Origin of the sequence: Microvirga sp. VF16 (assembly GCF_016864375.1) — a bacterium.
Taxonomy (GTDB): domain Bacteria; phylum Pseudomonadota; class Alphaproteobacteria; order Rhizobiales; family Beijerinckiaceae; genus Microvirga.
In genome coordinates this window covers 4,370,135-4,390,807 of record NZ_CP069354.1, presented here as the reverse complement: position 1 = coordinate 4,390,807, position 20,673 = coordinate 4,370,135, and the positions used below count along the sequence as shown (strand labels likewise).

The 20,673-nt window shown below is 64.0% G+C and carries 21 protein-coding genes; 7 read left to right on the top strand and 14 right to left on the bottom strand.

Annotated elements, in window-relative coordinates:
* Positions 1–83 precede the first annotated feature (83 nt).
* The 3 genes from JO965_RS20570 to JO965_RS20560 all read right to left on the bottom strand — a co-directional run bounded on the left by JO965_RS20570 (position 84) and on the right by JO965_RS20560 (position 2,742).
* Positions 84–488: a PilZ domain-containing protein gene (locus JO965_RS20570; RefSeq protein WP_203440860.1), complete on the bottom strand. Its 405-nt coding sequence runs from the start codon at positions 486–488 to the stop codon at positions 84–86.
* Between the two features lie 113 nt (positions 489–601).
* The gene (mgrA, locus tag JO965_RS20565; RefSeq protein ID WP_203440859.1) at positions 602–1,645 is read right to left on the bottom strand and encodes an L-glyceraldehyde 3-phosphate reductase; all 1,044 of its coding nucleotides are present in this window, start codon (positions 1,643–1,645) and stop codon (positions 602–604) included.
* 53 nt (positions 1,646–1,698) lie between these two features.
* Positions 1,699–2,742, bottom strand: coding sequence for a zinc-dependent alcohol dehydrogenase family protein (locus tag JO965_RS20560; RefSeq protein WP_203440858.1), 1,044 nt, complete (start codon positions 2,740–2,742; stop codon positions 1,699–1,701).
* A 120-nt stretch (positions 2,743–2,862) separates the two neighbouring features.
* Here JO965_RS20560 and JO965_RS20555 point away from each other — a divergent pair, with 120 nt between their 5' ends.
* Positions 2,863–3,630, top strand: a complete 768-nt coding sequence (locus tag JO965_RS20555; protein ID WP_203440857.1) for a hypothetical protein — start codon at positions 2,863–2,865, stop codon at positions 3,628–3,630.
* Between the two features lie 6 nt (positions 3,631–3,636).
* Here the strand turns inward: JO965_RS20555 and rsmD are convergent, their stop codons facing one another.
* Positions 3,637–4,194, bottom strand: a complete 558-nt coding sequence (gene rsmD / locus JO965_RS20550; protein WP_203440856.1) for a 16S rRNA (guanine(966)-N(2))-methyltransferase RsmD — start codon at positions 4,192–4,194, stop codon at positions 3,637–3,639.
* Positions 4,195–4,207: 13 nt separating this feature from the next.
* Complete coding sequence (locus JO965_RS20545) at positions 4,208–6,286, bottom strand: pseudouridine synthase (protein ID WP_203440855.1); 2,079 nt, start codon at positions 6,284–6,286, stop codon at positions 4,208–4,210.
* A 105-nt stretch (positions 6,287–6,391) separates the two neighbouring features.
* Here JO965_RS20545 and JO965_RS20540 point away from each other — a divergent pair, with 105 nt between their 5' ends.
* Positions 6,392–6,820, top strand: a complete 429-nt coding sequence (locus JO965_RS20540) for a nucleoside deaminase (RefSeq protein ID WP_203444283.1) — start codon at positions 6,392–6,394, stop codon at positions 6,818–6,820.
* 43 nt (positions 6,821–6,863) lie between these two features.
* Here the strand turns inward: JO965_RS20540 and JO965_RS20535 are convergent, their stop codons facing one another.
* Both JO965_RS20535 and purD read right to left on the bottom strand, forming a co-directional pair.
* Positions 6,864–7,772, bottom strand: coding sequence for an alpha/beta fold hydrolase (locus tag JO965_RS20535; protein ID WP_203440854.1), 909 nt, complete (start codon positions 7,770–7,772; stop codon positions 6,864–6,866).
* Between the two features lie 148 nt (positions 7,773–7,920).
* The gene (gene purD, locus JO965_RS20530) at positions 7,921–9,198 is read right to left on the bottom strand and encodes a phosphoribosylamine--glycine ligase (protein WP_203440853.1); all 1,278 of its coding nucleotides are present in this window, start codon (positions 9,196–9,198) and stop codon (positions 7,921–7,923) included.
* 183 nt (positions 9,199–9,381) lie between these two features.
* On the opposite strand from purD, the gene xseA reads away from it, so the two are divergent.
* Together xseA and JO965_RS20520 are read left to right on the top strand one after the other, a co-directional pair.
* Positions 9,382–10,956 (top strand): exodeoxyribonuclease VII large subunit, encoded by a 1,575-nt coding sequence (gene xseA, locus JO965_RS20525; protein WP_203440852.1) that lies wholly within the window; start codon positions 9,382–9,384, stop codon positions 10,954–10,956.
* 70 nt (positions 10,957–11,026) lie between these two features.
* Positions 11,027–11,248, top strand: coding sequence for a DUF2093 domain-containing protein (locus JO965_RS20520; RefSeq protein WP_203440851.1), 222 nt, complete (start codon positions 11,027–11,029; stop codon positions 11,246–11,248).
* Between the two features lie 9 nt (positions 11,249–11,257).
* Here JO965_RS20520 and lpxK read toward each other — a convergent pair whose 3' ends face one another.
* The 7 genes from lpxK to JO965_RS20485 all read right to left on the bottom strand — a co-directional run bounded on the left by lpxK (position 11,258) and on the right by JO965_RS20485 (position 16,897).
* Positions 11,258–12,271 (bottom strand): tetraacyldisaccharide 4'-kinase, encoded by a 1,014-nt coding sequence (lpxK, locus tag JO965_RS20515; RefSeq protein WP_203440850.1) that lies wholly within the window; start codon positions 12,269–12,271, stop codon positions 11,258–11,260.
* Positions 12,271–13,560, bottom strand: coding sequence for a 3-deoxy-D-manno-octulosonic acid transferase (locus JO965_RS20510; RefSeq protein WP_203440849.1), 1,290 nt, complete (start codon positions 13,558–13,560; stop codon positions 12,271–12,273). The genes lpxK and JO965_RS20510 overlap by 1 nt, the downstream gene beginning before the upstream one ends.
* A complete protein-coding gene (locus JO965_RS20505) occupies positions 13,557–14,291 on the bottom strand; it encodes a lysophospholipid acyltransferase family protein (protein ID WP_203440848.1) in 735 nt (244 codons plus the stop codon). Before JO965_RS20505 ends, JO965_RS20510 begins: the two co-directional genes overlap by 4 nt.
* A gap of 14 nt (positions 14,292–14,305) precedes the next feature.
* The gene (locus JO965_RS20500; RefSeq protein WP_203440847.1) at positions 14,306–14,539 is read right to left on the bottom strand and encodes a DUF4170 domain-containing protein; all 234 of its coding nucleotides are present in this window, start codon (positions 14,537–14,539) and stop codon (positions 14,306–14,308) included.
* Between the two features lie 60 nt (positions 14,540–14,599).
* Positions 14,600–15,403: a 3'(2'),5'-bisphosphate nucleotidase CysQ gene (locus JO965_RS20495; RefSeq protein WP_203440846.1), complete on the bottom strand. Its 804-nt coding sequence runs from the start codon at positions 15,401–15,403 to the stop codon at positions 14,600–14,602.
* Between the two features lie 79 nt (positions 15,404–15,482).
* Entirely contained in the window at positions 15,483–16,412 is a 930-nt protein-coding gene (ubiA, locus tag JO965_RS20490) for a 4-hydroxybenzoate octaprenyltransferase (protein ID WP_203440845.1), read from the bottom strand.
* A gap of 17 nt (positions 16,413–16,429) precedes the next feature.
* Positions 16,430–16,897 (bottom strand): hypothetical protein, encoded by a 468-nt coding sequence (locus tag JO965_RS20485; RefSeq protein WP_203440844.1) that lies wholly within the window; start codon positions 16,895–16,897, stop codon positions 16,430–16,432.
* Positions 16,898–17,100: 203 nt separating this feature from the next.
* Here JO965_RS20485 and JO965_RS20480 point away from each other — a divergent pair, with 203 nt between their 5' ends.
* The 3 genes from JO965_RS20480 to JO965_RS20470 all read left to right on the top strand — a co-directional run bounded on the left by JO965_RS20480 (position 17,101) and on the right by JO965_RS20470 (position 20,651).
* Complete coding sequence (locus tag JO965_RS20480; protein ID WP_203440843.1) at positions 17,101–17,847, top strand: 16S rRNA (uracil(1498)-N(3))-methyltransferase; 747 nt, start codon at positions 17,101–17,103, stop codon at positions 17,845–17,847.
* A 170-nt stretch (positions 17,848–18,017) separates the two neighbouring features.
* A complete protein-coding gene (locus tag JO965_RS20475) occupies positions 18,018–19,157 on the top strand; it encodes a carboxylate-amine ligase (RefSeq protein WP_203440842.1) in 1,140 nt (379 codons plus the stop codon).
* Between the two features lie 123 nt (positions 19,158–19,280).
* Entirely contained in the window at positions 19,281–20,651 is a 1,371-nt protein-coding gene (locus JO965_RS20470; protein WP_203440841.1) for a glutamate--cysteine ligase, read from the top strand.
* Positions 20,652–20,673 lie beyond the last annotated feature (22 nt).

Genomic DNA, 20,673 nt, shown 5'->3' with positions numbered 1-20,673 from the left:
ACGGTCAGTTGCTGTCGTGAATCGCCGGCTCGATACGAGAGCGCAGCAAACTCACCCGCCGGGACGATGCGAACGGCGATCGATCAGACGGTGGTGCGATAGAGCTTGAGGTTCTTGCGCGCCGGAGTTGCCGCAAGATGGGCCGGCATGGCGGCCTGGGCGAGGCAATCCTCGAACTGCAGTAATTCGGGCACAGGCATGGCCGGGGCCGAGTCTGTCTCCTCGGCGCTGAACGCCACGCCTGCGAAATCGCCATGGCGCCAGCATACCCGTGCGCGGCGAACCTGCAGGTCGTGGGCTGCAATATACAGCTCGAAGCTTTCCGGCAGGTCCATGTGCCGCTTGACCGCGATCTTGGCCCCGCCGGTCGAGATATCCTTCACCGTGCAAGAGATCATCGCCTCAGGACCCAGCATGATCTGTGCCGGGTGATGCGTGGGAAAACGCCTGGCTTGCCGACGATTGTCGCTGGTGGTGACGGAAACCATGGGGATGACCTTAGGTCAGATGGCACTCAAGCTTGGCATTAACCACTTGTTAACCGACTTCTCAAGTCCCTCCGAAGGAGTATTCGCCTAAAAGCTAAGGCTTTTCCCGTGATTTACCGGGAAGGGCCCTTCCGCTCCGCCGAGGCGGCCCAGATGTTCAGGTTGCCCTCGCCGGCGAAGTGGTCGATCTCGGCGAGTTCCTCGGCCGTGAAAGACAGGTTCTTGAGCGCGCCGACGCAGTCGACGACCTGCTCGGGGCGGCTCGCGCCGATGAGCGCCGAAGTAACGCCTCCGCCGCGCAGAACCCAGGCCAGGGCCATTTGGGCCAGGGTCTGGCCGCGCCGCTCGGCGATGCCGTTGAGGCTGCGGATGCGGGTGATATTCTCCTCGCTGAGGAAGCTCGTGCGCAGGGACTTGCCCTGGGCCGCACGGCTCTCGCCAGGAATGCCGTCGAGATACTTCGTCGTCAGCATGCCCTGCGCCAGGGGTGAGAACACGATGGAGCCGAGGCCGAGATCCTCAAGGGTATCGAGCAGCCCGTCCTCCTCGACCCAGCGGTTGAGCATGGAATAGCTCGGCTGGTGGATGATGCAGGGCGTCTTCAGCTCGCGCAGGATGGCCAGCGCCTCGCGGGTGCGCTGGCTGTTATAGGAGGAGAGGCCGACATAGAGCGCCTTGCCCTGCCGCACGGCGGAGTCCAGCGCCATCATGGTCTCTTCCAGCGGCGTGTTCGGATCGAAGCGGTGGGAATAGAAGATGTCGACATAATTGAGCCCCATCCGCTTGAGGCTCTGGTCGAGGCTGGAGAGGAGGTATTTGCGGCTGCCCCATTCGCCATATGGGCCCGGCCACATGCGGTAGCCGGCCTTGGTGGAGATCACCAGCTCGTCGCGCAGGCCGTGGAAATCGTTGCGCAGGATCTCCCCAAACAATGTTTCAGCCGAGCCGGGAGGAGGGCCGTAATTGTTGGCGAGATCGAAATGGGTGATGCCAAGATCGAAGGCCGTCCGGCAGATGTCTCGCGCGGTCGCCGCCGACTTGTCCTCGCCGAAATTGTGCCAGAGCCCGAGCGAGATCGCCGGCAGCAGCAATCCGCTGTGGCCGCATCGGTTGTAGATCATCTCGTCATAGCGGTTCTCAGCGGGCAGGTAGGCCATCTTTTCCTCCGGAGATTATTGTCGGCGCTGGATGCGCGGCCAAATCCAGTCCATCAAGCAAAGCGCGTAATGACGCTGATGCCAAGACCCTCGAACCGGTCCATGGCCATGAGAGCGACGGGCGCCTCGTCAAGGCTGATATGCTTACCGACGAGCCTTTGCGGCGCGAGCTTTCCGGTGCGGATCATCGCCATCATGTCCTGGTAGCGGAAGGCCTGCATGCCGTGGCTGCCGTAGATTTCCAGCTCATGCGCGATGATCTGTGCCATCGGCACCTGTGCGCGGGCATGCTCGCCCACCATCAGGCCGACCTGTATATGACGCCCGCGGCGGCGCAAATTCGCGATGGAGTTGAAGCAGGTCGCAGGATGGCCGAGCGCATCGATGGAGACATGCGCGCCGCCTTTGGTGATCTCCTTCACCGCACCGACCACATCGGCAGCGTCGCGTGCATTGACCGTCGCCACGGCGCCCATCGCTTTCGCGAATGCGAGCTTCTCGTCGGTGAGATCGATGGCGATCACATTCGCGCCCATGGCGCTTGCGATCATGATCGCGGACAATCCCACACCGCCGCAGCCATGCACAGCCACCCATTCGCCGGGCTTCACACGGCCCTGGTCGACGATGGCGCGGAACGAGGTGACAAAGCGGCAGCCGAGGCTCGCGGCGGTGGCGAAGTCGAGTTCGTCGGGAAGCGCAACGAGATTGGTGTCCGCGTAATCGACCGCCACATATTCCGCGAAAGATCCCCAGGCTGTGAATCCAGGTTGGAACTGCTGCTCGCAGACCTGATGGTTGCCGGAATGGCATTCATGGCAATGCCCGCAGCCGCCGACGAACGGCACCGTGACGCGATCGCCCTTCTTCCAGCGCGTCACCTGTTTTCCGGTTGCGAGAACCGTGCCCGCGAGCTCATGCCCCGGTACATGCGGCAGGACCACATCGGGGTCATGTCCCATCCAGCCATGCCAATCGCTCCGGCACAGGCCCGTCGCCTCGACCTTGATCACGACACCTTCCGCGGAAGGCGAGGGATCGGGCACGTTCTGCACCCGCGGCGGCTGACCGAACTGTTCGAAGAGAACCGCTTTCATGGGAGTCTACCTTCAGGACCGACAGGGAAGGGGCGGTATAGCGGGCGGGTGAGGTTGGGGCAAATTCCGAAGTCATCCATCTGCGATGACTGACTGATATTTTATTGCTATGCTTTCTTCATGAAGCAGATCTACGCTTTCTTTTTGATGCTCGCTATCACCGTCATAGGCGCCTCTCCGGCTTTCGCGCATCGTCCCTACTTCACACAAGTCGAGAAAATTCGTCTTCCCGGCGGTGAAATGGGAGAAGCGCGACTTCTGAACGGAGATGGAATTTTAGGTCCTGATCCAGTCCGCGTCGTTCTTGTCGATGGTCAGGGTCGATTACTGGCGCGAAGTCATAAGTCCCGTTCGATGGCCCTCGCGTGTCGGGAAGAGGGACAATGTCTCATCTTCGATTTCTCGACCGGGAAGATACTTGATCCTGATCCCTCGTCTTTTCAGCGAGGACCGATTGTACCAAGCCTTTCAGATGACGAACGCGAAGGTTTGTGGGGATTGGAGGATGGATCCGAGGACTGGGGATTCACGGATCGGGATCCAAGTTTCGGAGAAATGGTTCTGGGTTATAGAATAATCGTATCGAGCAAACTGCCAGAAATAATAGTTAATGCGATCACTGGTGCTTTGTGCGCACTACTAGCAGCGGCCGCCTTTATCATCGCACGACAGATAAGAACGCGCTACTTTGAGACCTTTATGGCTGCATTCGCAATCCTGCTGATCTTTGGGATGGGGCTGTTCCTTACTCTCATATCAGGCTTCTTCAGCCTGATGGGAGGACTAACTCTTGGCCCGTGGCTTGCTTCGCTTTGCCTAGGAGGAGGTTTGTTCGGCGTTGGTGTCCTGATCCGGAAGCGAAGCCAAACACAAGCTGCGCCAGAGTAAGTGGCCCTACCCCGCGAACCGCCCGAACACCACCTTGGTTTCCCCATAGTCCCGCCGCTCGATCTCGTCGAAACCCTCCGGCAATGTGACCTCGACGTCTTGCGCCTCTTCCACGATCACGAGGGCATCGGGCGTGAGCCAGCCGCCTTCGACGCATGAGCGTAGGGCTTTGGGGGCGAGGTCCTTGCCATAGGGAGGATCGCAGAACACGACGGAGAAGGGGGCGTTCGGCGCGGCGTCTCCCATGCGAGTGGCGTCGCGGCGGAAGAGGCGGGTGGCGCCGCCGGCGCCGAGGGCTTCCACGTTCTCGCGGATGATGCCGCGGGATTGCGCGCCGTCGTCGACGAAGAGCGCGAAGGCGGCGCCGCGCGAAAGAGCTTCCAATCCCAAGGCGCCGGTGCCGGCGAAGAGATCGAGCACGCGCGCTCCCTCGATGGGATCGTCATAGCCATGCTGGAGGATATTGAAGAGCGTCTCGCGCAGGCGATCCGAGGTCGGACGGATCGCGTCCGAGCTTGGCCCCTTGAGCGAGCGGCCGCGCCAGCGCCCGCCCACGATTCTCATGGATTAGCTCCTATCAACGGCGGCCGCGCGGGCCGCCCTTGGAACCGCCTTTGAAGCCTCCCTTCGAGGCTCCGCCCTTGGAGGCACCCCTGGGACCACCCTTGAAACCGCTGCCCTTCGGGCCACCGCGGGACGGACCATCGCCGCGTGGGGGGCCGCGACGGGGACGCTCATCGCCGCCACGGGCCCGGAAGGGGCGATCCCCTTGTGACTTGCGTGGGCGGTCGTCGCCTCCTTCGCGGGAGCGGAAAGGACGGTCTCCCTGGGGCTTGCGCGGGCGATCCTCGCCTTCTCCGCTACGAGCGCGGAACGGCCTGTCACCGGTCGCGCGACGCGGGCGCTCGTCATCACGGCGCGGACGTTCTCCGCCCTCGCGGCCATGGCGGGCCGGAGCCGTATCGCGATCATCACGACGGCGCGGACGATCCTCGCCACTAGCAGCGCCACGGCGCCCGCGTGGTGCAGGCGCTTCTTCTTCCTGGGGCTGGCGCACAAGGCGCTCCACCACGACCTTGCGACCCTCGCTCGACGAGATCGCGCCGACGCGCTCGCGCTGGCGTTCCCCGCTCGCCACACGCGCTTCCTTCGGATCGGTACCGCGGCGGGGAGACCTGCGGCGCGGCGCATCCTCATCGGTCTCTCCGGCGCGCCACACGCTCGTCTTCACATCGAGACGCGAGGGACGCTTCTTGGGCTCTTCCTCATCGCGCTCGAAGCGGTCGCCGCCACGGCTGCGGAACGGCTTATCGTCATCGCCACGGCGGTGGCGCGGGCGGTCCCCATCACGGTCGCGGCCGAAGCGCGAGGGGCGCTCTTCGCGCTCGTCGCGATCCTGCTTCTTCGATGAGCCGAAGGGCGCGATGGGCTCGCGCACCGGACTCTCGAAATCGACGCCGGCTTCGAGCGCGAGCGCTTCGCCGAGCTGATCCTTCAGCACCTTGGTGCGCACTTCTTCCACGAGGCCGACTTCGAGGTCGCCGAGCTGGAACGGGCCGAATGACATGCGGATCAGGCGGTTCACCTGCAGGCCCATGTGCTCGAGGATGCGCTTGATCTCGCGGTTCTTGCCTTCGCGCAGACCCATGGTGATCCAGGCATTGTCGCCCTGCAGCCGGTCGAGGCGCGCCTCGATGGGACCGTAATCGATGCCGTCGATGCTGATGCCGTCGCGTAGCTTGTCGAGATCGGCCTGGTTCACCTCGCCATGGGCGCGGACTTTATAGCGGCGCAGCCAGCCGGTATCCGGATGAGCGATGACGCGGGCAAGCCCGCCGTCGTTGGTGAGCAGCAGCAGACCTTCCGTATTGATGTCGAGCCGGCCCACGGCCACCACGCGCGGCAGGTCCTCGGGCAGGCTCTCGAACACGGTGGGGCGTCCCTCCGGGTCCTTGGCGGTGGTTACGAGGCCGCGTGGCTTGTGGAAGAGCCACAGGCGCGTGCGTTCCTTGGCGGGCAGAGGCTCGCCATCCACGGTGATCGTGTCGGCCGCCGTCACATTGACAGCGGGGCTCTCCAGCACCTTGCCGTTGAGGGTCACGCGGCCTTCCGCGATCAGCACCTCCGCATCGCGGCGGGAAGCAATCCCCGCACGGGCGATGACCTTGGCGATCCGGTCCTCGGCGGGCTCCTGCAGCTCGGCCTGGACTTCGGGGCGCTCCTCGCGGGCGCGGCGCGGACGGTCCTCGGTCGTGCGGTCGAAGCGGCGCGGGCGCTCGTCGCCCGGGCGGCCACGGAACGGCTTGTCGCCTGTGCTGCGGGCGCGGAATGGCTTATCGCCACCCTCGCCGCGGGGGCGGAAGGATTTCTTTTCACTACCCTCGAAGCGGCGAGGGCGCTCATCCTTGTCCCGGCTGCGGAAGGGGCGCTCGCCACCTTCTCCGCGCGGGCGGAACGGCTTATCACCATCGCGGCTACGGAAAGGCCGGTCGCCTGCCTCACGCGGCTTGCGCGGGCGGTCGTCGTCGCCCCGGGCGCGGAAGGGGCGCTCGCTGCCCTCGCGGGATTTGCGGATGGGCCTGTCACCAGAGGTGCGGCCACGGTCGGAGCGTCCGGAGGAACGGCCCCTACGATTATCGTCGTTGCTGTCGGTCATGGGAGCCTGATAGCAGAGGAGTGTCAGAGAAGCGAGGATTAAGGAACGAACCGATTGACGGATAACGCCGATTACGAGCCGCTTGATCCGGGCGGGCTGGATCCCATGAGCGTGGCCTTCGACGAGGCCCGCGCCGCCGCCGCGCGCGGGGAGGTGCCGGTCGGCGCCGCCATTGTCAAGGACGGGCAAGTCGTCGCTTCTGCGGGCAATTGCCCGCGCGAGCTGCGTGATCCCTCCGCCCATGCCGAGATGCTCGCCATCCGCCTTGCCTGCGAGGCTTTGGACGACGAACGTCTCTCCGGCTGCGATCTCTACGTGACGCTGGAGCCCTGCACCATGTGCGCGGCGGCGATTTCCTTCGCCCGCATCCGGCGGGTCTATTACGCAGCCTATGACCCGAAAGGCGGTGCGGTCGACAACGGTGTGCGCTTCTTCGACCAGCCCACCTGCCACCACGCTCCCGAGGTTTATGGCGGCATTCGCGAGAGCGAGGCGGCAGCGCTGCTGAAGGAGTTTTTCGGAGAGCGGCGGTAAGGAATTCCGTCATCTCGGACAGGGCGCAGCCCGGGGATGACGCTTATGATTGCAAAAACGCCTGCAGCGCCTCCAGTGTCGCGCTCGGGTTTTCTTCCGCTACGAAGTGCCCCGACGTGACGCCGATTCCGGTTGCCTTGGGGGCGAAGCTCTGGTGCCAGACCTCGAGCGGCTGCTTGCGGTCGCCGACCGGTCCGCTGACGAGATAATAATCGCTCCAGATCACATAGGTCGGGCACAGGATCGTCTTGCCGGCAGCAAGATCCGCCTCATCGGCCTCGATGTCGCGGGTGGCCCCGGCCCGATAATCCTCGCAGAAGGCATGGATACGGCTCGGTTCGTTGCAGCTCTGCCAGTAGGAGTGGAGCGCGCGGTAATCGAAGGCGCTGAGATCGCCGGCTGCCGACCATTGCCGCATCAGGCCTTCGAAATAGGGGATAGGATCGCGCCCGATCTCTTCTTCCGGTTTCGGATAGGGCTGCGAAAGATAGCCCCAGTGAACCTCCGGGATCTTTCCCGATTTCATCTGCTCCCACACGTGGTAGGTCGGCAGGATGTCGAGAAGGGCGAGGCGCTCCACCCGACCGGGATGGTCGAGGGCGAGCCGGTAACCGACCCGCGCGCCGCGATCATGTCCGGCGACGGCAAATTGCACATGGCCGAGCGCTTCCATGACCTGGATCACGTCACGGCCCATGGCGCGTTTGGAATAAGTCTCGTGCTTTGGATCGCCCTCGAGCGCCGTGGACCAGCCATAGCCGCGCAGATCCATGCACACGACCTTGTGGGTTTCTGCGAGCGTCGGTGCAAGGTGGTGCCACATGGCGTGGGTTTGCGGAAAACCATGCAGCAGGACCAATGGCGGTCCATCGCCTTTCGAACGGGCAAAGATGCGTCCGACCTCGGTGTCGATCCAGTGGCTTTCGAAATCGGGAAAGAGATCGTCGCTCATGGACGGCCGCTCGCTGGTTGTAGAAAGGACACCTCAAGAAGGTAGAGCATTTCTTCCCAAAGTGGATCAGGCCCTTTAGGAAAATGCGGTGCAACTCAAACGAGAAATTTCTTCCGTTACGTCATCACTCGATGGAAGTATGCGATGCTCAACTCCGCTCGCGCTCCACCGCACGCCAGCCGATATCCTTCCGGCAGAAGCCCTCCGGCCAGTCGATCCTGGCAACAGCCTCATAGGCCTTCCTTTGCGCCTCGGAGATCGTGCGTCCCAAGGCCGTGACATTGAGCACGCGTCCGCCATTGGCAACGATCCTGTCGCCGTCCTGTTTCGTGCCGGCGTGGAAGACGATGACATCGTCCAGCGCTTCGGCCCTGTCGATGCCTTTGATCTCGGATCCCTTCTCGACTGATCCCGGATAACCCTTCGCGGCCATGACGACGGTGAGGGCCGCCTGTTCCGACCATTGCAAGGAGATGCTGTTCAGAACACCGTCGCAGGCGGCAAGCAGCGCCGTCACGAGGTCGGATTTCAGACGCGGCAGAAGAACTTGCGTTTCCGGATCGCCGAGGCGGGCATTGTATTCGATGAGCTGCGGCCCGTCCTTGGTGAGCATCAGTCCTGCATAGAGGATGCCCGTATAAGGCGTGTTGCGCGCCCTCATGCCGGCGAGCGTCGGCTCGATGATCTCCCGCATGGCGCGGGCCTGGAGGTCGGGCGTCATCACGGCGGCGGGGGAATAGGCGCCCATGCCGCCTGTGTTCGGGCCCTTGTCGCCGTCGAACACGCGCTTGTGGTCCTGCGCCGTGCCGAAGGGGATCGCATGCGTACCGTCGCAGAGGGCAAAGAAGCTCGCCTCTTCGCCCTCAAGAAAGGCCTCGATCACCACCTCGGCCCCGGCCGTGCCGAGACCGCCGCCGATCATCATGTCGATGGCAGCCTCCGCTTCCTCGAAGGAGGTGGCGACCACCACGCCCTTGCCGGCGGCAAGACCATCCGCCTTGACGACGATCGGCACGCCGTAATTGCGCACGTAGGTTTTGGCCGCTTCCGCGTCGGTGAAGCGGCGGTAGGCGGCGGTCGGAATGCTGAACTCGGCGCAGAGATCCTTGGTGAAGGCTTTGGAGCCTTCGAGCTGGGCGGCTGCCTTGCTCGGCCCAAAGGCCTTGATCCCCGCAGCCGTGAGATCGTCCACGAGGCCTGCGACCAGCGGTGCCTCCGGCCCGACCACGACGAAATCGACCTTCATCACCCGGCACAGATCGATCACCGCCCGATGATCAGCAACATCGAGCGCCACATTGGTGCCGTGCTGCGCCGTGCCCGGATTACCGGGAGCGATGAGAAGCTGATCGCACAGGGCACTCGCCGAGAGGCTGCGCGCCAGAGCATGTTCCCGTCCGCCGGATCCGATGAGAAGAATGTTCATGGCAAAGCCTCCCTGTGCTGCCTGGGCTCTTAGCGGCTATGAGCTTTTGCGCCTACCGGAAAATTGAGCGGAACGCGTTCCCCGGGAGCCGCGGCGAAATGCACAGGGGATAGCTTGCCGAACTTGCCGCCTGTTGCGCCGCCGCCCTTGGCAGGCTGTGGCTGAGCGGATTAGGTTCACCTCATGTTCGCAGAAAAAGCCCCCTCGAATGCTCCCGAATGGTCGGTGTCCGATCTCGCGGGCGCTCTCAAGCGTACCCTGGAGGATGCGTTCGGTCATGTGCGCCTGCGCGGCGAGGTGTCGGGCTATCGCGGGCCTCATTCGTCGGGGCACGCCTATTTTTCCCTGAAGGACCAGAATGCCCGCATCGATGCGGTGATCTGGAAAGGGGCCTTCGCCAAGCTCAAGATCCGCCCCGAGGAGGGGATGGAGGTCATCGCCACCGGGCGCATCACCACCTTCCCGGGCTCGTCCAAATACCAGATCGTCATCGATACGCTCGAGCCTGCCGGCATCGGGGCGCTCATGGCGCTGCTCGAGGAGCGCCGCCGCAAGCTCAATGCGGAGGGGCTGTTCGCCCAGGAGCGCAAGCGGCCTCTGCCCTTCCTGCCCCAGGTCATCGGCGTCGTCACCTCGCCGACCGGAGCCGTGATCCGCGACATTCTCCACCGGCTGGAGGATCGTTTCCCGCGCCGGGTGCTGGTGTGGCCCGTGCGCGTGCAGGGCGAGACCTGTGCGGCGGAGGTCGCTGCCGCCATCCGGGGCTTCAATGCGCTGGAGCCCAGCGGGAGGATCCCGCGTCCGGATGTGCTCATCGTCGCCCGCGGTGGCGGCTCCATCGAGGATCTGTGGGGCTTCAACGAGGAGATCGTGGTGCGGGCTGCCGCCGAGAGCGTGATCCCGCTCGTCTCGGCGGTCGGGCATGAGACCGACACGACGCTCATCGATTATGCTTCCGACCGGCGGGCCCCCACGCCCACGGGCGCCGCCGAGATGGTGGTGCCGGTGCGAGTCGAGCTCATGGCGGCCGTCAACGATCTCTCTCGCCGCCATATGGAAGCCACCCTTCGCCTCGTGGAGCGCCGCCGGTCTGACCTGCGCGCCACGGCCCGCGCCCTGCCGAGCCCGGAGGCCTTGTTCTCGCCTAAGCGACAGCGCCTCGATCTTGCCGCCACCAAGCTTTATCCGGCGCTCGCCCGCAATGCCCGTGGCCATGAGGAGCGGTTGCTCAAGGTGGCGCGCCAACTCGCCCACGTGTCGCCGGTGGCGAATGTCGCCCGCATGCGCGCAAGGCTCGATGCGGTGGGGCCGCGGCCCTACAATGCGGTCTGCCGTTCTGTCCTGCTGCGCGAGGAGAGCCTGAAGCAGATCGGTCGCCGGCTGGTGGTGTCACGCGAGACGCTGCTGCGTGCCGAGCGGACGCGCATTGCTCAAGGACATGAACTCACGAAGCGCGTGGCCGAGCGTCTTGTGCCGGCGCTGCAGGGTCAGCTCGCCCGCAAGGCCGACAGGCTGGATGCGGTAGCCAAGCTCTTCGACAGCCTGAACTACAAATCCGTCCTCAAGCGTGGCTTCGCTCTCGTCCGCGATGCGGATGGGCAACCGCTCAACTCGGCCGAGGCGGTGCTCGATGGCCAAGCCCTCGTGCTCGAGTTCGCCGATGGCAAGGCGGATGCGACCGGTGGACGGATCGGGACGCGGCCCAGGGTGGCCAAGCCGAAGCTTGTGGCGGCGGAAGAGCAGGGTGCCTTGTTTTGATTGAGGATTGGAAATCCTCATCTAGCCGGCTTATGTGAAGGGCAGGGCAACGCATTCATTGATGTCATCTATGTTGAACAAGATCGATCGCAGCGGCGGCGAAGCCGTCGTGCAATATCTCGACAGCAATCTCCGGGTCGTGAAGCCCGGGGCTTATGTGCGCTGCGCCGTCACCGGCGTCGAGATTCCGCTTGACGAGTTGAAATACTGGAGCGTCGAAAGGCAGGAGGCCTATGCCTCGCCCGAGGCGGTGATGATGCGCATTACGGGACAGAGCGTACCCGGAAAGTAAGGTCCTTGTTCAGGCGACGCGCAGTCGCCTTTCGTTGATGCGGCGCAGGAGCAGGTTGCGTAAGCCCGCCTCGTTCTCGATCCGAAGTCGCACGGGCAACACCGTCAGGTCCGGCCAGGGCTGCGCATCCTCCACCGCTGCGACCCGTGCAAGATCCTTTTCCGTCGTCACAGCCAGAAGCCCGTGTGTCTCGGCTTCCTGTCGCAAGGTCGTGAGCTCGGCGGTCTTGTAGCGATGGTGGTCGGGGAAAGCGTGTGTCGCTTCGATGACGGCGCCACAGGCGCGCAGGCTGTCGAAGAATTTTTCCGGCCGTCCGATGCCGGCGAAGGCCAGGACCTTCTTGCCATCGAGGGCTTTCGCGGCCTCCACGGGCGGTTCCAGCCTGGCCTCGAACACACGCTTGCCGTGCCGTGCTGCTTCCTCGGCCATCTGCCGTCCCGGTTCGCCGTTACCGATGACGATCACCGCATCGACGGTCGGCCATTGTGCCTCCATGGGGGCTCGCAAGGGACCTGCCGGCAAGGACAGCCTATTGCCGATCCCGGTTATCCCATCCACGACAGCAATGGCGCAATCCTTGATCAACGAAGGATTCTGAAGGCCGTCATCCATGATGACGATGGTGGATCCCATCTCGTAGGCCAGTCGCGCTCCGGCCGGACGGTCGCGGGAGACGATGGTCCGAGCCGTTTTCGAGAGGAGGATGGGCTCGTCGCCCACATCGAAGGCCGTGTGCTTCGACCGCACCTGCACCGGGCCGCGCAGGCGGCCGCCATAGCCTCGCGACAGGAAGGCCGGGCTCTCACCCGCCGCCTCGAGCATTTTGGCGACGGCCAGAGCGGTCGGCGTCTTGCCGGCGCCGCCCACGGTGAAATTGCCGATGCAGATGATGGGAAGGTCTGCCTTCTCGCCCTGCCGCCGCATCCGTTGCGCGGCGATGGAGGTGTAGAGGATGCCGGCCGGACGCAGCAGGCTCGCCTGCAGCGACGGCGAAGGCTCCCACCAGAAGCGCGGCGCGCGCATCAGCGGCGCGCTCCCAGTTTCGCCTGCACGATGAAGGGCTCGACCGATTGCATGGTGCGGTCTACGGCGCCTCCCAGCGCCTGCACCGCCTCTCCCGCCTTGCGGGCCATGTCGCGGGTGAGAGCTGCGTTGTTCAGCAATTCATTGACCGCGCGCGCCAGGGTAGCGCTGTCCTTCACCATCACGGCACCGCGCGACCGGTCGAGAGCATCGTAGATCTCGGTCGCGGTATGGACGTGCGGTCCATGCAGGATGGCGGCTCCGAGCTTGGCCGGCTCGATGGGGTTATGACCTCCGATCGCGACGAGCGTGCCGCCCATCAGGACGATGGGGGAAAGGCGGTAGAACAGGCCCATCTCGCCCACGGTGTCGACCACATAGATGTCAGTCGCCCGGTCCGGATGGATGCCCTCGGAGCGGCGGCTGGCACGCAGGCCGGCCTGCCCGGCAAGGGCAGCGACCTCCGGCCCGCGGTGCGGATGCCGGGGGGCTATGATGGTGAGCAGATGAGGGTAACGCTTTATCAGGGCGCGATGCACGGCGATGATCGCGCTCTCCTCGCCGGGATGGGTGCTGGCGGCAAGCCAGACCGGGCGCCCCGCGATCAGTCCCGAGAGATGCGCCACCACCCGTGGATCGGCCGGTGGGGGAGCCGCGTCGAACTTGATGTTGCCTGTCACAATCACCCGAGGGGCACCAAGCCGCGCCAGCCGCTCGGCATCCTCCGAGGTTTGCGCGAGGCAGAGGGCGAAACGTTCGAGAAGGCCCCTGATGATCCCCGGCATCTTCTGCCAGCGCTGATACGAGCGATCTGACATGCGGCCATTGACCATGACCAGCGGGATGTCGCGTTCGGCCAATGCCATGATGGTGTTCGGCCAGATCTCCGATTCCGCGATGAGGGCCAAATCAGGCTGCCAGTGCTCAAGGAAGCGCTTTATATAACGTGGCACATCGAGTGGGACAAACTGATGGACTGCGCCGGGAGGCAGCCGGCGGGCGATCAGAGAGGCGGACGTCTTCGTGCCCGACGTCACCAGGACCGCGAGGCCGCGCTGAGTCATGCGCTCCACCACCGGCAGCAGGGACAGGGTCTCGCCGATGCTGGCGCCATGGACCCAGATCAGGTGGCCCTTGGGCCGCTGCCGGCTCGGATAGCCCTGCCGCTCGCCGAGACGGGTTTTGTCCTCGCGCCCCTTGTGCTGGCGCCAGTAGAGAAGGCCGAGCACGGCCGGCTCCAGCACGGACACAACCGTGCGATAAGTCTTGAAGATGATTGGGAAGCTCATGCCCGGGAGCCTCCCATGAGCACGGGACTGGGCTTGGCGCCGGGATCCCTCGATCCGACCAGAGCATAGGCCCGCTCGTGCACCCGGTCGAGTTCCCGCTCGACGGTCTTCCTCAAGGATTCCAGGATCGAGTCGTCCGCTTCGCGAGGCACATGGATCGGCACGCCGAGGACCATCGCCCCACGGCCGAAAGGCAGCCCGATGCTGGCCTTGTCCCAGCTGTCGAAGTCGATTCGGCGGTTCGTGACCACGGCAACGGGCACGATGGGCCGGCCGGACAGCTGAGCCAGGGTGACGATGCCCTGGCCGCAGATCCGCGAAATCTTCGGGATGTCGGCGGTCATCACCACCATCTCGCCATCGCTCAAGGCCCGCAGCATGGCCCGCATGGCCTGGGCGCCGCCCTTCTTGCGGATGTCGCGGCCGCGCGCACCGGAGCCGCGAATGGCCCGCACCCCCAGATGGCGTAGCGCGATGGCATTGAACTCTCCGTCGCCCGAGCGCGAGACAAGGCTTGCGGCCCGATCCTGCGGTCTCTTGGCGAAATGGATCATGAAATGCTGCCCGTGCCACATGGCGGCAATCACCGGCATCTCGATCCGCTCATAGGCATCCGCCGGTTCCACGATGAACCGGTTCGTGCGCTGCACGAATTTGAGATAGCCCGCGACAAGAAAGCCCAGGGTTTCCTGGACCGCTCGCGATCGGGTGATGCGCTTGATGAGACCCATCGTGACTTAAAGAATCAGCCGTTCTGCGGATCCAGCAGGCGGTGAAGGTGGACGATGAAATAGCGCATCTGCGCATTGTCCACGGTGGCCTGAGCCTTGCCCTTCCAGGCCGCATGGGCGCTGGCATAGTTCGGGAAGATTCCGACGATATCGAGCTTGGAAAGATCCTTGAAATCGACGGATTCGAGGCTGCTAAGCTCGCCGCCGAAAACCAGATGAAGGAGTTGCTTGCCAGGCGTATCGGTCATGATGATAGGGCTCTTCTGAAGAGGGTTGGAAAGGTCGGTGCTGATGCGAGCCAACTGTGTTCAGGCTCTCATGGCTCCAATAGCACGAGGATGCAACCGTGACGCAACGGCAATCATCTCATCATGGGACGGTTGTGGTTTGTTGTAAGCCGGGGTCGAACCGTCGAGCCCGGTCAGGCGGCCGCCCGCCTCGTGCAGAATGAGGTCGGCAGCGGCGATGTCCCAATCCTGGGAATGGGCAGAGACGAGGCCGATATCGATGGAGCCTTCCGCCACTCGCGCTAGTCTGAGCGCCAGGGATGGCACCTTGGGCAGGCGCTCGACCGGACCCATGTGGCGCTCGAGCCGGTCGATGAGAGGCTTGGGACCCGCAACCCGGGCGTGAGGGACATCTTCGGCCTCGGATACCTGCAGTCTTTCGCCGTTGCACCAGGCGCCTTCACCGATTCTTGCTTCATAAAGTCGCTCGTGGATCGGGGCATGAAGGATGCCGAGAACAGGCCTTCCGCCCTTCACCAGTGCAATGGAAATCGCCCAGTCCGGATGGCCCGAGGCAAAGGCTCGGGTGCCGTCGATGGGGTCGACGATCCAGACATAGCTCTGTTCAAGCCGTGATGGATCGTCCGCCGTCTCCTCGGAGAGCCAGCCGGCTTGCGGAAACAAGGCGGAGAGATGGCTTTTCAGGAAGATGTCGAGGGCGATATCCGCCTCCGTCACAGGGGAGCTATGCCCTTTGTACCAGAGCTTGGCTGCCGTCTGCGCTCCGGCGCGGAAATAGGGCAGGGCCAATTCTCCTGCTCGGCGAGCGGCATCACGCACGGCAGGGGCGAGGGCGGCGACTGGGGCGGATGAAGGTGACAGCATTGAATGTGAGATGGGGGCCATTGGGAGGAGATACCATATCCCTCAGGCCTAAACCTCGTTTTATGAAAGGCCGGCCTTTCTAGATGAAGCAATCGAGCGCCATGGCCGCAAACAGGATCAGGCCCGCATCCCGATTCGAGCGGAAAAGACGCAGCGCTCCGGCGCCGTCTGCCCGGTCGATGCGTGCCACCTGCCAGCCCAGGTGAAGGGCAAAGAGGCCCAAGCCCACAAAGGATGGCAAGTCTGCCCCTGCCAGAACCAGAGATGCCGTAATGAAGACGATGGTAAGGGCGTAGCAGATGCCGACTCCGACCCTCACGTTCTCGCCGAAGAAACGGGCCGAGGATTTGATCCCGGCGATCTCGTCATCCTCGATATCCTGCAGGGCATAGATCGTGTCGTAGCCCACCACCCAGGCGATGCTGCCGAGATAGAGAAGGATGGCGGCCCAGCTCAAAGACCCGAAGGCGGCTGCCCAGCCCATCAGGGCCCCCCAGGCGAAGGCGAGGCCGAGCACGATCTGCGGCATCCAGAAGAAGCGCTTCATGAAGGGATAGAGCGCAACGACGCCCAGCGAGGCGAAGCCAGTTGCGATCGCGAAGGCGTTGAACTGGAGCAGGACCAGAAGACCGACCACACCCTGGAGCGTGAGAAAGGCCAGAGCTCCTTTCAGCGTGACCTGGCCTGAGGGCAGGGGGCGCTGCCGGGTGCGCTCGACGCGGGTGTCGAGGTCCCGATCGACGATGTCGTTATAGGTGCATCCGGCCCCGCGCATGGCCACGGCGCCGACCAGGAAGAGAAGGCAATGAACAGGGTTCGGCCAGGGCTGTCCCGCTGCAATGGCGGCGAGCGCCGCCGACCACCAACAGGGCAGCAGGAGCAGCCACCAGCCGATGGGTCGCTCAATACGGGCGAGGCGCAGGTAAGGATTGAGACCGGCCGGCGCCCATCGCTCAGCCCAATGGCCCTTGACGGCATCGGGCAGAGACGGCGCTGCAGGACGCTCCATCGCTCAAATGGCCTGGCTTAGAGGGCGCCCTTCGGAACGCTCAGGGTGCCGGTCAAACCTCCGCCCATCTTGCCGGCTGGGCCGCCCTGCTGAGCCTGCTGCTTAGCGCGCTTCTCCATTTCGGCCATCTTCGCGGCCGCGCCGCAGGCCTGGCCCTTGAACTGCTGGGAACGCTTGTGGTCTTCAGCAAAGCTCTCGACCAGCTGATCGGGAACCTGGCACCAATCCTTGTTGTCGGTCATCCACTTCTGACCGGCCGAGCCGTTCGTCACGAGCTTGGTGAAGATGGCGCAGGCCGCACGTGGGTCGATCTGCTTGTTCTTGCCGCCATTGGTGAGCTTGTTGACCTGCTGGATCAGGCCTTGCCGCTCCTGCAGAATCTTCTGTCCTTCCTGGCAGGCGCTCGACTGCGCAAAGGCAGGAGCCGTCACGAAAATGCCCGCGATGGCAAACGCAGCCAGGATGTGCGAACGGATATGCGTCATGCCCAAATTCCCTCATAAAGCACGCGACGTCTCGCGCGCCTGCGTTCTGTTAACAGGTTCAGAGCCTTGAGGCCAAGAGGCGAATAGTCGCCTTAAGCATAAGCTGTGCCTTATCGCACCTGAATTTCACGTGACCAAGATGGCCGACCCTCTCCCTCGGAGCGGAGGAACTTGTTACAGGGGAGGCCATTCAGAAGGTTGCCATGGCCGAATACGACTTCAACGCTCCCCGCCTCTTCGTCGATGCGCCCCTCCAGGCTGGAACCAGGATCGTCCTCGACCGAGGACAGGCCAATTACCTGCTGAATGTCCTGCGCCTGAAGGCAGGGGAGTCCGTGCTGATCTTCAACGGGCGGGACGGCGAGTGGCGGGCCGAGATCTCGGTCGAAGGGCGCAAGGCCGCCGATCTCGTCTGCGTGGAGCGGACCCGCGAGCAGACAGCCGCGCCCGACATCGTCTATGCTTTTGCGCCGCTCAAGCATGCCCGCCTCGACTATATGGTTCAGAAGGCAGTGGAGATGGGGGCGGGCGTTCTCCAGCCCATCCTGACGCGCCGGACCCAGGCCTCCCGGGTCAACCTCGAGCGCATGCGCAGCAACGCCATAGAGGCCGCCGAGCAATGCGGGATCCTGTCGATCCCGGAGGTGCGCGAAGAAGAGAATTTGGAGCGTTTTCTCAAGGGCTTGGAGAAAGATCGCTTGGTCGTTTTCTGCGACGAGAATGCGCCCGTTTCTAACCCGGTGAAGGCTCTGGCCGAGCTTGGGAACAAACAAGCTGGTCTGGCCGTTATCGTGGGCCCCGAAGGGGGGTTCACCGATCAGGAGAGAGCGCTTGTCGCTGCCCGCGAAGGATGTGTTTGCGTATCGTTGGGTCCGCGAATCCTGCGAGCTGACACAGCCGCTGTGGCCGCGCTGGCGGTCGTTCAGTCCGTGCTCGGCGATTGGAACTGACCTCAGCGCCCGACAGCGACTTAAGCCGATCCACCATTAGCTTCAAAAGCTTAGCAGTTTCGCGTCGATTCGCCCCATTCTGGCCCCATTGAGCCGGAGTTTGGGCCCGGTCGCTGCAGGCCGGTCCGCATGTGCGAAGGGTCATTTCTGAATAAGAAAAGGACAGGGAAATGAGCTGGGACTTCAAGTTCGGCATCGAGGAAGAGTACTTCGTCAACGATGCGCTGAAACGGGATATCGCCAAGGGGAAAATCAAGGAATTCTTTGCCGCCTGCCGGGACAAGGTTTCAGGCGATATCCAGCCCGAAATGCTCGAGCCGCAGATCGAGATCGCGAGCAAGCCGGCAGTTGAATTCTCCGACGCCCGTGCGCAGCTCGCCGAGCTGCGCTCTTCGGTGGGAGCCGTCGCGCGCGACTACGACCTGTCGATCATGGCCTCGGGCACCCATCCGCTCGCCGTTTGGTCGCGCGTGCGTCCCACGGCGCAGCCGCGCTACGGCAAGGTCATGCACGATCTGCAGATGCTGGGCAGCCGCAATGTGCTGTGCGGCATGCATGTCCATGTGGAGGTGCCGGATCTCGACATGCGTGTCGACATCATGAACCGGATCCAGCCCTATCTGCCGCTGCTGCTCGCACTCTCGACCTCCTCACCCTTCTGGCAGGCGCAGCGCACGGGTCTTCTCGGTTATCGCCTTGCGGCTTATCGCGAGCTGCCGCGTACCGGCTTCCCCGATCTGTTTGAGAGCGCGCAGGATTATCAGCGCTACATCGACACCCTCGTGGCCGCCCGCGCCATCGAGAATTCGAGCTATGTCTGGTGGGTGATCAGGCCATCGCTGAAGCATCCGACCCTTGAGCTGCGCGTGGCCGATAGCTGCACCCGGCTCGACGACACCATCGCAATCGCAGCCCTTTATCGCTGCCTCGTCCGCCGCCTCAGCCTGGACACCACGCTCAATGCCGGGCAGACCGGCGCATCGCGTGCCATCAACGATGAGAATGGCTGGCGAGCGCAGCGTTACGGCATCCATGGCAGCTTCGTCGACGAGAAGACGCGCACCGCCAAGCCGGTGCGGGAACTCCTCGCCGAGACCCTGGATCTCGTCGCAGACGACGCCAAGGTCCTCGGCTGCCAGCGGGAGCTGGATCTGGCCCGTTGGATCGTGGCCCGCGGCACCAGTGCCGATCAGCAGCTGACGCTCTATACTGAAGCGGTCGGCCGCGGCCTGCCGAACCGGGATGCCCTGGCCGGCGTGGTCGACTGGCTCAGTGCGGAGACGATGGGAGAAACGGCGATCCGGCACTGAAGGAAGGTGGCAACGCCCCACCGTTTTGTAGCTTCGTCCTCATTGCGCCTTGGCCTTAAGCCCCTTATTGAGTCCCGACCCTGAGTCAGCGCGCCTTGAACGCGCTTTTTGATGAGGTGATGCATGGCGCGGGACGTATCCGATACGACCCCCATCGGTGCACGGTCGGAGCTCGTGGATTGGATCGCCTCCGGCGAGAAGCCGCGCGAGACTTGGCGGCTCGGCACCGAACACGAGAAGATTCCGTTCTACAAGGCTGATGCCTCGCCCGTTCCCTACGACGGGGGCAGGGGCATTCGTGCGCTCCTGGAGGGATTACAGGAGCGCACCGGCTGGGCGCCGATCATGGAGGGCGACCATCCCATCGGTCTTGCCGACGAGACCGGTGGCGCGGCGATTTCGCTCGAACCAGGCGGACAGTTCGAGCTCTCGGGCGCACCGCTCAAGACGCTGCACGAGACCGCTCGCGAGACGGCGCAGCACCTCGCTGATGCAAAGGCGGTTGGCGAAAAGCTCGGGCTCGGCTTCCTCACGCTCGGCATGAGCCCGCTCTGGACGCGGGCCGAGACGCCCGTGATGCCGAAGGCGCGGTATCGCATCATGACGAACTACATGCCGAAGGTCGGCTCGCTCGGTCTCGACATGATGTACCGCACGTCGACCGTGCAGGTGAACATGGATTACGGGTCCGAGGCCGACATGGTGAAGAAACTGCGCGTGTCTCTCGCGTTGCAGCCGGTCGCCACTGCGATCTTCGCCAACTCGCCCTTCACCGAAGGCAGGCCCAACGGCTATCTCTCCATGCGCTCGGAGATCTGGCGCGACACGGATCGCGACCGCACGGGCATGATGGCTTTCGCCTTCGAGGATGGTTTCGGCTACGAGCGTTATGTGGACTGGGTGCTCGACGTACCGATGTATTTCGTCAAGCGCGACGCGACCTATCATGACGTGGCAGGCTCCTCCTTCCGCGACCTCTTTGCCGGCAGGCATCCTCGATTGCCGGGTGAGCGCGCCACGCGCTCGGATTGGGCGAACCACGTTTCCACCGTCTTTCCGGAAGTGCGCCTGAAGCGCTATCTCGAAATGCGCGGCGCGGATGTGGGCAATCTCGAACACATCGTCGCCCTCTCCGCGTTCTGGACCGGATTGCTCTATGACGAGACAGCGCTCGATGGAGCCTGGGAGCTCGTCAAGAACTGGAGCGCCGAACAGCGCGAGCAGCTGCGCGCCGACGTGCCGAAGCAGGCGCTCAAGGCCGGCATCGCAGGCCGTTCCGTGCAGGATATCGCTCGCGATGTGCTGGCCCTCTCGCGGGCCGGTCTCGCGCGCCGTGCGTATCGCGACGAGACAGGCCGCGATGAGACGGTGCATCTCGCCTATGCGGAGGAGATCGTCGCCTCAGGCCGGACACCTGCAGAGCGTTTGCTGGAACTCTATCACGGGCGATGGAACGGCTCGGTGATGCCCGCTTTCGAGGAGTACGCGTTCTGAATCCCGGCCGCCTGGGCGGGAT

What these genes read in the sequence shown, in the direction of transcription:
- JO965_RS20545 (WP_203440855.1), bottom strand. Translation starts at nt 6,286, where the DNA reads ATGACCGACAGCAACGACGATAATCGTAGGGGCCGTTCCTCCGGACGC.
- mgrA (WP_203440859.1), bottom strand. Translation starts at nt 1,645, where the DNA reads ATGGCCTACCTGCCCGCTGAGAACCGCTATGACGAGATGATCTACAAC.
- JO965_RS20500 (WP_203440847.1), bottom strand. Translation starts at nt 14,539, where the DNA reads ATGACCGATACGCCTGGCAAGCAACTCCTTCATCTGGTTTTCGGCGGC.
- ubiA (WP_203440845.1), bottom strand. Translation starts at nt 16,412, where the DNA reads ATGGAGCGTCCTGCAGCGCCGTCTCTGCCCGATGCCGTCAAGGGCCAT.
- JO965_RS20555 (WP_203440857.1), top strand. Translation starts at nt 2,863, where the DNA reads ATGAAGCAGATCTACGCTTTCTTTTTGATGCTCGCTATCACCGTCATA.
- JO965_RS20510 (WP_203440849.1), bottom strand. Translation starts at nt 13,560, where the DNA reads ATGAGCTTCCCAATCATCTTCAAGACTTATCGCACGGTTGTGTCCGTG.
- lpxK (WP_203440850.1), bottom strand. Translation starts at nt 12,271, where the DNA reads ATGCGCGCGCCGCGCTTCTGGTGGGAGCCTTCGCCGTCGCTGCAGGCG.
- JO965_RS20540 (WP_203444283.1), top strand. Translation starts at nt 6,392, where the DNA reads ATGAGCGTGGCCTTCGACGAGGCCCGCGCCGCCGCCGCGCGCGGGGAG.
- JO965_RS20475 (WP_203440842.1), top strand. Translation starts at nt 18,018, where the DNA reads ATGAGCTGGGACTTCAAGTTCGGCATCGAGGAAGAGTACTTCGTCAAC.
- JO965_RS20470 (WP_203440841.1), top strand. Translation starts at nt 19,281, where the DNA reads ATGGCGCGGGACGTATCCGATACGACCCCCATCGGTGCACGGTCGGAG.
- xseA (WP_203440852.1), top strand. Translation starts at nt 9,382, where the DNA reads ATGTTCGCAGAAAAAGCCCCCTCGAATGCTCCCGAATGGTCGGTGTCC.
- purD (WP_203440853.1), bottom strand. Translation starts at nt 9,198, where the DNA reads ATGAACATTCTTCTCATCGGATCCGGCGGACGGGAACATGCTCTGGCG.
- rsmD (WP_203440856.1), bottom strand. Translation starts at nt 4,194, where the DNA reads ATGAGAATCGTGGGCGGGCGCTGGCGCGGCCGCTCGCTCAAGGGGCCA.
- JO965_RS20505 (WP_203440848.1), bottom strand. Translation starts at nt 14,291, where the DNA reads ATGGGTCTCATCAAGCGCATCACCCGATCGCGAGCGGTCCAGGAAACC.
- JO965_RS20480 (WP_203440843.1), top strand. Translation starts at nt 17,101, where the DNA reads ATGGCCGAATACGACTTCAACGCTCCCCGCCTCTTCGTCGATGCGCCC.
- JO965_RS20535 (WP_203440854.1), bottom strand. Translation starts at nt 7,772, where the DNA reads ATGAGCGACGATCTCTTTCCCGATTTCGAAAGCCACTGGATCGACACC.
- JO965_RS20560 (WP_203440858.1), bottom strand. Translation starts at nt 2,742, where the DNA reads ATGAAAGCGGTTCTCTTCGAACAGTTCGGTCAGCCGCCGCGGGTGCAG.
- JO965_RS20520 (WP_203440851.1), top strand. Translation starts at nt 11,027, where the DNA reads ATGTTGAACAAGATCGATCGCAGCGGCGGCGAAGCCGTCGTGCAATAT.
- JO965_RS20570 (WP_203440860.1), bottom strand. Translation starts at nt 488, where the DNA reads ATGGTTTCCGTCACCACCAGCGACAATCGTCGGCAAGCCAGGCGTTTT.
- JO965_RS20495 (WP_203440846.1), bottom strand. Translation starts at nt 15,403, where the DNA reads ATGCTGTCACCTTCATCCGCCCCAGTCGCCGCCCTCGCCCCTGCCGTG.
- JO965_RS20485 (WP_203440844.1), bottom strand. Translation starts at nt 16,897, where the DNA reads ATGACGCATATCCGTTCGCACATCCTGGCTGCGTTTGCCATCGCGGGC.